This is a genomic window from Zoogloea sp., from assembly GCF_030157465.1.
Lineage (GTDB): Bacteria > Pseudomonadota > Gammaproteobacteria > Burkholderiales > Rhodocyclaceae > Zoogloea.
In genome coordinates this window covers 1-9783 of the sequence record NZ_JAOAUU010000138.1, presented here as the reverse complement: position 1 = coordinate 9783, position 9783 = coordinate 1, and the positions used below count along the sequence as shown (strand labels likewise).

Below are 9783 nucleotides of genomic sequence, written 5' to 3'. Positions count from 1 at the left end.
GCCCCACAGCACGAAGGCGTCGGCCTGCTCGATGTCGTCGTAGCAGCCCATCGGCTCGTCCATGCCGAAGGTGCGCATGAAGCCGGTTACCGCCGAAGCCATGCAGTGGCGGGCGTTGGGGTCGAGGTTGTTGGAGCGGAAGCCGGCCTTCATCAGCTTGGAGGCGGCGTAGCCTTCAAAGATGGTCCATTGGCCGGAGCCGAACATGGCGACCGAGCCCGGGCCTTCGGCCTTCATGGCGGTCTTCCACTTTTCGGCCATGATGTCGAAGGCCGCATTCCAGCTGATCGGGGTGAACTCACCGTCCTTGCTGTACTTGCCATCCTTCATGCGCAACAGCGGCCGCGTCAGGCGATCCTCGCCGTACATGATCTTCGACAGGAAGTAGCCCTTGATGCAGTTGAGACCCCGGTTCACCTGGGAATCCGGATCGCCCTGGGTGGCCACCACGCGGCCGTCCTGCACGCCCACCAGCACCGAACAGCCGGTGCCGCAGAAACGGCAGGGTGCCTTGTCCCAGCGCACCTTGCTGTCACCGGCCGGGGCCGCCCCGTCCTTGGGAGCAGCCAGCACCGGGATGGAGATGCCGGCCGTGGCTGCGGCGGTGGCGATCGCCTGGGTCTTGATGAATTCGCGTCGGTTGATGGTCATGATTGAGCGTCCTCGCAGGGGGATTTCAGGGCTTGCGCTTGATTCGAAAACGGGGCGTCACTGGTCGGGACGTCATCAAGCATGGCGTCGCAGTGTTCGTAGGCCAGGGTCGCGGCGAGCACTTGCGGCACGCGATGCAGGGCGATGAGGGTGTCGGACATGGCCGCGCCATCAGCATCCTCGACGGTCACGACGAGCTTGCCGTCGTCCGACATGCCATGGCATTCGACGCCGGGATAGGCGGCAAGGGCGGCTTCGGCTTCAGCGCGGGTTTCCGGGCGGATGCGCAGCACGAGACTGACGATGTTCATGGGAGCTCCGGGGCGGGGTTGAGAACCGTGCGCGTTACCGCCACCACGGGACAAGGGGCAATGCAGGCGCCGCAGCCGTTGCACGCGGCGTTATCGACTTCGGGCAGCGGCGCGCCGCCGATGCGCGGGCGAAAACGGATCGCGCTCACGTCGCACATTTCGCCGCACACGCGGCAATCGACGTTTTGCGCCGCCAGGCAGCCTTCGCTGATGGCAATGCCGAAGGACCAGGGCCGTGCGGCGGTGTCGCGACCGATGGCGCCCGTGGCGCAGGCGCGCGAACAATCGCCGCAAAAGGTGCACGCGGCCGCGGTGAAATCGGCTTCTGGATAGCCGCCCGCTCCGCGCATCAGCAGGCCGGTCGGGCAGGCCTTGACGCAGTCGTCGCAGCGGGTGCAGGCGTCGAGAAAAGCGGCTTCGATAGTGCTCCACGGCGGCCGAAACGGCGCCGGGCCGGGCGTTCGAGCACCCAGGAAGCGACGGCGGGAAACATCCATTTTCGGCTCGTGGTTATTGCAAAACGGAATGATGCTATACCCCACGATAGAAAGAAACCTTGATCTGCGCGAAGGAAATCGATGTTGCAATGCCGCATCGTCAGTTACGACATCGAGCACCCGATATAAAGCCGCCGATCTATAACCTTAGTCTTATTATGGGAATAGGAAGAGCTGGCTGAAGGGCAGTGCCTCATGGACGAAAACTTTGCAGCGCTTACGCATGCCGACTTTCAAAGCGTGTTTGAAAGCGCGCCGGATCACTATCTCGTCCTGAACCCGCAGTTCGTCATCGTCGGGGTCAGCCGCGCCTACACCAGCGCCACCATGACGCAGCGGGCCGACATCGTCGGAAGGAGCATCTTCGACGTGTTTCCCGACAACCCCGACGCCCCCTTGGCCGACGGAGTGCGCAAGCTGCGGGTGTCGCTCCAGCGCGTGGCCCGGACCCTCAGGCCGGACGCCATGCCGCTCCAGAAGTACGACATCCCCAACCCGCAAGCCGAGGGTGGCGGCTTCGCGCAGCGTTACTGGCGCCCCCTCAACACGCCTGTCACAGGGCCGGACGGGGGCCTGCGCTTCATCATCCACCGGGTCGAGGACGTTACGGAATTCGTGCGCCTGCAGCGGGAGGGCATTAGCCCGCGCCAGCTCGACACGGCGCTGCGCGAGCAGGCCGAAAGAATCGAAACGGAAGTCGTCACGCGCTCCCTCGAGGTGGCCGCGAACAGCGCGCAACTCAGGCAGGCCAACGAGGATCTGGCCCGCCTCAACGCCGAAGCCAACGTGAAACTGCGCCAGCTGGAGGCGAGTTTTCGCGCCACCTTCGAGCAGGCCGCCGTGGGCATCGCCCACGTGGCACCGGACGGGCACTGGCTGCGCGTCAATCAAAAACTCTGCGACATTGTCGGCTACCCGCGGGAGGCGCTGCTCAAGCTCACCTACCAGGATCTCACCTGGCCGGAAGACCTGGAGCCGGACAATCCCCTGGCCAGCGAGGTGCTGGCCGGCACGCGCCAGACGTTCACGGTTGAAAAGCGCTACATCCACAAGGCCGGCCATCTGCTGTGGATCAGCGCTACCGTCTCGCTGGTGCGCGACGATGCCGGCCAGCCGGCCTATTTCATCGCGGTGGTCCAGGACATCCAGCAGCGCAAGGAGGCCGAACTCGCCCTTGAAGAAGAGCGCGAGGTGTTCCGCAACCTCACCGACATCGCCTCGGACTACTTCTGGGAACTGGACGCCCAGTTCCGCTTCAAGGCGGTTTCGCCGGCAATCGTCCGTTCCGGACTCGATCTGGCGGGCTACATCGGCAAGAGACGCTGGGAGCTGCCCTCCTTCGGCATTTCGGACGAAACCTGGCAGGCCCACCGGGCCACGCTGGAAGCCCATCAACCCTTCCGCAATCTGGAACTGGGCGTCCTGAACATCGACGGCGAAGCCCGCTGGTTCCTGGTCAGCGGCGACCCGGTCTTCTCGCGGAACGGCGAGTTCAGGGGCTACCGGGGCACCACCCGGGACATCACCGAAAGAAAGCTGAACATGGAGCGCCTGCGCCAGCAGGCCATGGTGTTCAACTGCACCGAAGAAGGCGTGGTCATCACCGACCCCTGCGGCGGCCTCATCGAGGCCAACCCGGCCTTCGAGCGGATTTCCGAGTATTCGCTCAGCGAGATGCGCGGGCACAACATGCGCTTCATCCAGTCCGGCCTGCAGGACGCCGCGTTCTACCAGGAAATGTGGAAGTCGATCGGCGAGACCGGCAACTGGCAGGGCGAGATCTGGAACCGTCGCCAGTCCGGCGACACCTACCTGGTCTGGCTGAGCATCAGCGCGGTGCATGACGACACCGGAAAGGTCAGCAACTACGTGGGCATCTTCATCGACATCAACCGGATGAAACACCCCAAGAGCGAGCTGGAAAGGCTGGCCCACCACGATCCGCTGACCAACCTGCCCAACCGCGGGCACCTGCTCGAGCGGCTGGAACACGCCCTGAAGAGCGCCAAACGCCGCGGCGGAAAAGGCGCGGTGCTGTTCATCGACCTGGACCGCTTCAAGCCCGTCAACGACACCCTCGGCCACCAGGCCGGCGACGAGCTGCTGACCGCCGTGGCGGCGCGCCTGACCGCGCGCCTGCGCAACGCCGACACCCTGGCGCGCATCGGTGGCGACGAGTTCGTGATCGTGCTCGAAGACATTCCGGGCGCCGATGGCGTGACGGCCGTCGCGGACGAAGTCATCCGCCAGCTCGAGACGCCTTTTGTGCTCGCTGGCGGACACGAGGCCCGGATCGGCGGCAGCGTCGGCATTGCGCTGTTCCCCGACGACGGCGAAACCCCGGCACGCCTCCTCGAACGAGCCGACCAGGCCCTCTACGAAGCCAAGGCTGCCGGACGCGGCGTGCATCGACGCTGCCGCACCCCGCCCGGCGGCTGATTGCTCAGGCCTTCGGCAAGCGCCCCATCAGGTAGAACTCGTCGTTGGGGCGCATCGAGGTGAGGTTGGCCAGGCGGTTGCTCATGGCGAAGAAGGCGGTGATCGCGCCGATGTCCCACACGGCTTCGTCGTCAAAGCCGTGGGCCTTGAGCGCGGCGATGTCGGCGTCGCCGACGGCGCCCGATTCCAGTGAAAGCTTCATCGCAAAATCGAGCATGGCGCGCTGGCGCGGGGTGATCTCGGCCTTGCGGTAGTTGGTGGCCAGCTGGTCGGCCACCCGCGGGTTCTTCGCCCGGATGCGCAGGATCGCGCCGTGGGCCACCACGCAGTACAGGCAGTTGTTGGCCCCCGAGGTGGCCACGACGATCATCTCGCGCTCGGCCTTGGTGAGGCCGATGTCCTTTTCCATCAGCGCGTCGTGATAGGCAAAGAAAGCGCGAAACTCGTCCGGGCGGTGGGCCAGCGTCAAAAACACATTGGGCACGAAGCCGGCTTTTTCCTGCACGGCGAGAATTTTCTCGCGGATGTCGTCGGGCAGATCGGCGAGTTCGGGCACGGGGTAACGGCTGATCGGGCGATCGCTCATAGGTATCTCCTGTCGTTGTGTTTTCGGTGGGGCGGCGCCAGTTTAGGGCGCGCCGGCGGGCTGCGTGCCGGCCTCGCTGAAGATCGGCGGGAATGGCATGCAGTCTGGCCGAAAGCGCAATGGTGACGGCCTGCGCAAGGACGGCGGGCGCGGTTCTCAGGCGACCAGGATGGCCCGAAAGTCGTTGACGTTGGTCAGGGTCGGGCCGGTGACAAGGGCGTCGCCGAGGGCTTCGAAGAAGCCGTGAGCATCGTTGTCGTCGAGACGGCCCAGCGGGCGGATGCCCAGCGCCCACGCGCGGGCCAGGGTGTCGGGGGTGACGAAGGCGCCGGCGATCTCCTCCAGCCCGTCGACGCCGTCGGTGTCGCCAGCCACCGCAAAAACATCCGGCGCACCGTCCAGCGCCACGGCCAGCGCCAGCAGAAACTCCACGTTGCGCCCGCCGCGGCCCGTGCCGCGCACGGTCACGGTCGTCTCGCCGCCGGAGAGCAGCACGCAGGGCGCGGCCAGCGGCTGTGCGTGCCTTTTTACCTGCAGCGCAATGGCGGCCATCACCTTGCCCACGTCACGGGCTTCGCCCTCGATACTGTCGCCGAGGATCAGCGGCGTGACGCCGGCGGCGCGGGCCACGTCGGCCGCGGCCTCCAGGGCCATTTGCGGGGTGGCTACAAGATGGGTGACGACGTCGGCGAGGCGCGCATCGCCCGGCTTGAGCGTCTCGCCGGCGCCGCTTTCAAGCAGTGTGCGGGCGCCAGCGGGCAGGTCGATGGCGTAGCGGCGCACGATGTCCAGCGCGTCGGCGCAGCTGCTCGGGTCGGCCACCGCGGGGCCGGATGCAATGTCCATCGGCCGGTCGCCGGGCACGTCGGAAATCAGCAGGTTCACCACCCTCGCCGGGTGGCAGGCCGCCGCCAGCCGGCCGCCCTTGATGGCCGACAGGTGGCGGCGCACGCAGTTCATCTCCGAAATCGTCGCACCCGACTTGAGCAGCGCCCGGTTGATGGCCTGCTTGTCTTCCAGCGTGACCCCCTCGCCCGGCAGCGGCAGCAGCGCCGAACCGCCCCCCGAGATCAGGCAGATCACGAGATCGTCGGCAGTCAGCCCGCGCACCCGCTCCAGCATGCGGCCGGCGGCCTCGCGCCCGGCCGCGTCGGGCACCGGGTGGGCGGCCTCGACAATCTCGATGCGCTCGCAAGGCACGGCGTAGCCATAGCGGGTAACGACCAGGCCTTGGAGCGGGCCGGGCCAGTGGCGCTCCAGAACCTGCGCCATGGCGGCCGACGCCTTGCCGGCCCCGATCACCAAGGTGCGGCCGGCCGGCGGATCGGGCAGAAAGCGCGGGATGGACTGCTCGGGCCGGGCGGCATCGACAGCGGCGGCAAACATGCGGGCCAGCAGATCACGGGGTGGAAGATTCATGTTGGTGCGGCCTTGAAAACGGTTTCGATCATCGGAAATGGAGCCCGCGCGCGGCCAGTCCGGCCCGCACAATTCAGCCTGCGGGCGGCCAGACGCGGCCGTGGCGGCGGCAGAAATCGCGGATCAGCCAGTGCGACAGCGTGGCCTTGAGCGGAAAGGTCGTGGGCAACTGGTCTACGTGAAAGAAAGCCGCGTCCTCGATCTCGCCGGGTGCGCAGACGATTTCGCCACCGGCGTAGTTGGCCTGGTAGCCCAGCATCAGCGAATGGGGAAAAGGCCAGGGCTGACTGGCGAAGTAGCGCAGGTCGCGCACGCGGAGGGCTGTTTCCTCGAAAATCTCCCGGTGGACAGCCTCTTCGGCGCTCTCGCCGGCATCGACAAAGCCGGCCAGCACGCTGTAGAGCCCCGGCGGAAAATGCGGCGAACGGCCCAGCAGGATTTCGTCGCCCCGCTCGACGGAGACGATGACCACCGGCGACACCCGCGGAAAATGTTCGCGGCGACAGGCGTCGTTGCTGCAGGCCCGCATGATGGCCACGCTGTGCTGCGCGGTGGGCGCACCGCAGGCGCCGCAGAAGCGGTGCGAGCGGTCCCATTCGATGATTTCAAGCGCCCGCGCCAGCATGCCGCCGGCCCGCTGGGGCAGGCGGTCGAGCAGCGTCTTGGGGTCGGCAAAAACGCCACCGGGCGGCGCTGCGGCCACCTCGGGCAGATCGACGGCGTAACAGGGCCGGCCGTCGAGTTCACCCAGCACCTGCCGGGTGCCGCAATCGACCGGGCACGGGCCGACGGGAATTCCGCCATCGGCAGCCAGCAGCAGCTCGCGCCCGCGCAGCACAAACCACCAACCTCCGGCATCAAAGGCGCCGGGCAAAGATGTCTCGATCAATGGATCAAACCTCCTCGGCGGGCAGCAGACGGGCCAGCCAGGCCACGAAATCGACGGCCATGTCGCGGGTGATTTCGTGGGCGGCCGGGTAGCGCTGGTGCGTGAAGGGCACGCCAAGGCTGCCCAGCAACTCGACGCTCTGCTCGGCAAAGGCCACCGGCAGACGATCATCGAAATCGCCGTGCAGCACGAGGCCCTGAAGGCCGGCCAGGGCTTCGGCGGGGGCGATCAGCGGGCCGATTTCCGGCAGGGTGCGGCCCGAAAGCAGGCCAAAACCCGCCACGCAGTCCGGCCGGGTGAGCGCCAGCCCGGCCGCCATCACGCCGCCCTGGCTGAAGCCGGCCACCGCGGTACGCGCCGGGGCAATGCCGGTGCGCGCCTGGAGTTGGCCCACGAAATCGGCCAGCCGTTGCCGGCAGGCTTCGGCCTGGGCCGCATCGATCACCGGGCCGCTGGCGGTGAAATTGACCGCAAAGGCACAAAACGCCCCCATGCCCATCGGAAAGGGCGAGCGCACCAGCGCCACCGCCACGTGCTCGGGCATCAGCGGCACCAGGCCGGCCAGCGAGGTTTCATTGGCGCCAACCCCGTGCAGCAGGATCAACAGGGCCGACTGGCGGCCGCGGGCGGGGCTGAGGCGATAGGCGAGGCCGAGGTCTTCGACGAGGGGAGGCAGCATGAAAGGCGCGTTCATCGGGCAGGGAGCGGATCGGGAGGGAGCCCGCACCTTACCCGAAAAGTGCGCCGCCGCAGAAGCACCCCGAAGGCGCCCGCCCAGGCCTGGCGGGCGGCGCCGCGACGCCTTCAGTCAGTGGCTGGCCACCCGCAGCAGGGCCAGCACCAGCGCCCCGAGGCAGGCCTGGCTCGACAGCAACAGGCGCGGCAGCCGGTGACGCGGCACGAAGCCCACTCCGCTGACAAAACCCGCGCTCATCGACCAGAGCAGCAGCAAGGCCGCAACGTGATCGGCAACGCCCCAGCGGGTCATGGCGAGCTGCGGAAAAACCGTGAGCAGCAGCGCCAGCACGATGCCCGTGGCGAGGGACAGGAGGCGAAAGCCGGAATCCGGCTCATTGGAAATCTTGTGCTCCAAGGGGTGCTCCTTTGGCTTGGGCCCGGGGATGGGCGGTTCAGGCGACGCCGGAATCGTCGGCGCCGATCAGCAGCCGCGCGTCGCTCATGTATCGGTGGGGCGGCACTTCAAGGTTGGTCGGCGCCGGCTTGTTCTTGAAAACCCGCCCGGCAAAATCGAAGGTGGAACCGTGACAGGGGCACAGGAAGCCGCCCGGCCAGTCGGCCCCCATCGCCGGGCTGCCGGGCTCGAAAGCACTGGACGGAGAGCAGCCGAGATGGGTGCAGATACCCACCGCGACCAGGTATTCAGGCTTCAGCGAGCGGTGGGTATTGCGGGCGTAGTCCGGCTGCTGGGTGTCCACGGCGGAGGCGGGATCGGCGAGATCGGGCTCGGCCCTGGCCAGCGCGGCCAGCATTTCCGGCGTGCGGTGCAGCACCCACACCGGCTTGCCGCGCCACTCCACCACCATCAGTTCGCCGGGGGCCAGCTTGTCGATATCCACCTCCACCGGCGCACCGGCGGCACGGGCGCGTTCGGAGGGCGTCAGGCTGGCGACGAAGGGTGCCGCCGCGGCAACGACCAGCGCACCGCCCACCCCCGCGGTGGCCATCAGCAACTGGCGGCGGGAAGGGTTGCAGAGGGGATCGGGGGCACAGCAAGCAGCGCTGGATCGGGGGGTGTCGGCCATGATGATTGTCTCCATAGGGGGTGGCGGCCCCGAACATTTCGGGGCACGCATCAGCAAGGGGCAGTCAATATCCGTGCCACGCCGTCACAGCCTTGCAAACCCAATGGAATCATCGACTTGCTGTTCACGACCGGGGCGGTGATGTCTGCCATCCGGCAGATGGCAGTTACGGGGCAGCGAAACGCGCACTGCCACACTGCCAGCGCCCCGGCCCTAGCGAAGCCCGAGGGCCTGCCGGAGCTGGCCGGCGTCGCGGGCAAACTCGAGCGCCAGCACCTTGCCGTCCTGCAGGCGCAGCAGCGTGACGGCGCCGCGCTCCCGGGGCAGATCGGCGAGGCTCGCAGGCTCTCGACCGAGCCCGACCTGAAAGGGCAGCTCGCGCAGCGCCGGCAGCGCGAACATCCGCGAGATCAAGGCCGGCATGGCGCTGATATCCGCGAGGTAAACCGCGCCCAGCCGCTCCAGCACGCCAGCCGGCTGGGCGCCCAGCACTTCATTCGCAAAATCGCTGGCCGCCTTGTCGGCGGTGAACAACACGATTTTTGTGCCCGCACCGACCGACACGGTTTTGCCGTGCTGGTCTTCCAGCACCAGCGCGGGCACCTGCGTGCCGGGGACGAGAGGCGCAGCCACGGCGGCCAGGGGCAGCAGCAAGACCAGCAACAGAGAGCGTATTTTTTTCGATTTCATTCATGAACCCGATCATTGAATTTGGCTATGTTCGCGTTAAGTGTGTAATCACTCTTCCTGGCCGAGCCGCCGGGCTTGGAGAGTCTCACCTGTCGGGGGACGCGCTTTCCACACGTTGCGCGAACCTTGGTGGTTCATTCCATTCGACCGCGAACCGGTTAGCCCTTGCGGGACGGCTTTCCGGTGTATGACCTTACATCGGCCGGGTCTCGCCCCGGCGGGCGACCTTCTTCTTTGTTGTACGACAAAGAAGAAGGCAAGAAAACGTACCCCGCTGCCGCGCCCCCTTCGGGGGTTCCCTCCTTCCGGCGATGCCGTGCGGGGTCTTCGCAAACTCGCCCTTCGGGCTCAGACATGCGAAGCCCTTTTTCCGCCCGTCATCACCTCCAGTCGGCACGTCAGAGGGGACCGGAAATGCAGGTGATCAACGGTTCGTAGCTTTGTCCGGTGATCTGCGATGCGGCATCAGTAAAGGCTCGGCGTGCGTAAAAGCCCGTCTGAACCTTTGATCCGCGCACCAGCAGGCGGGGCCTTCCGG

11 protein-coding genes are annotated in these 9783 nt (G+C 67.0%); 1 reads left to right on the top strand and 10 read right to left on the bottom strand.

The window, feature by feature from the left end; translation table 11 throughout:
- The 3 genes from Q1W26_RS17130 to napF all read right to left on the bottom strand — a co-directional run.
- Positions 1–651 (bottom strand): molybdopterin-dependent oxidoreductase (locus Q1W26_RS17130; RefSeq protein ID WP_300442671.1); only part of this gene is annotated, 651 nt, incomplete at its 3' end.
- Positions 648–962: a chaperone NapD gene (locus tag Q1W26_RS17125; RefSeq protein WP_300442669.1), complete on the bottom strand. Its 315-nt coding sequence runs from the start codon at positions 960–962 to the stop codon at positions 648–650. The genes Q1W26_RS17130 and Q1W26_RS17125, both read right to left, overlap by 4 nt.
- A complete protein-coding gene (gene napF, locus Q1W26_RS17120) occupies positions 959–1459 on the bottom strand; it encodes a ferredoxin-type protein NapF (protein WP_300442667.1) in 501 nt (166 codons plus the stop codon). Before napF ends, Q1W26_RS17125 begins: the two co-directional genes overlap by 4 nt.
- A gap of 195 nt (positions 1460–1654) precedes the next feature.
- Between napF and Q1W26_RS17115 the strand changes: the two genes are divergently transcribed.
- Positions 1655–3898, top strand: coding sequence for a PAS domain S-box protein (locus Q1W26_RS17115; protein ID WP_300442665.1), 2244 nt, complete (start codon positions 1655–1657; stop codon positions 3896–3898).
- 4 nt (positions 3899–3902) lie between these two features.
- On the opposite strand, the gene Q1W26_RS17110 is transcribed toward Q1W26_RS17115, so the two are convergent.
- The 7 genes from Q1W26_RS17110 to Q1W26_RS17080 form a co-directional block, all read right to left on the bottom strand.
- Positions 3903–4484, bottom strand: coding sequence for a peroxidase-related enzyme (locus tag Q1W26_RS17110; RefSeq protein ID WP_300442664.1), 582 nt, complete (start codon positions 4482–4484; stop codon positions 3903–3905).
- 156 nt (positions 4485–4640) lie between these two features.
- Positions 4641–5903: a glycerate kinase gene (locus Q1W26_RS17105; protein ID WP_300442662.1), complete on the bottom strand. Its 1263-nt coding sequence runs from the start codon at positions 5901–5903 to the stop codon at positions 4641–4643.
- Positions 5904–5976: 73 nt separating this feature from the next.
- A complete protein-coding gene (gene nudC / locus Q1W26_RS17100) occupies positions 5977–6792 on the bottom strand; it encodes an NAD(+) diphosphatase (protein ID WP_300442660.1) in 816 nt (271 codons plus the stop codon).
- A gap of 4 nt (positions 6793–6796) precedes the next feature.
- Positions 6797–7471 carry a phospholipase gene (locus Q1W26_RS17095; RefSeq protein ID WP_300442658.1) on the bottom strand — a complete coding sequence of 225 codons (675 nt, stop codon included), beginning with the start codon at positions 7469–7471 and terminating at the stop codon, positions 6797–6799.
- Between the two features lie 129 nt (positions 7472–7600).
- Complete coding sequence (locus Q1W26_RS17090) at positions 7601–7885, bottom strand: cyd operon YbgE family protein (RefSeq protein WP_300442656.1); 285 nt, start codon at positions 7883–7885, stop codon at positions 7601–7603.
- A gap of 37 nt (positions 7886–7922) precedes the next feature.
- Positions 7923–8555 carry a ubiquinol-cytochrome c reductase iron-sulfur subunit gene (gene petA, locus Q1W26_RS17085; RefSeq protein ID WP_300442655.1) on the bottom strand — a complete coding sequence of 211 codons (633 nt, stop codon included), beginning with the start codon at positions 8553–8555 and terminating at the stop codon, positions 7923–7925.
- Between the two features lie 213 nt (positions 8556–8768).
- Positions 8769–9245, bottom strand: coding sequence for a hypothetical protein (locus tag Q1W26_RS17080; protein WP_300442654.1), 477 nt, complete (start codon positions 9243–9245; stop codon positions 8769–8771).
- Positions 9246–9783 lie beyond the last annotated feature (538 nt).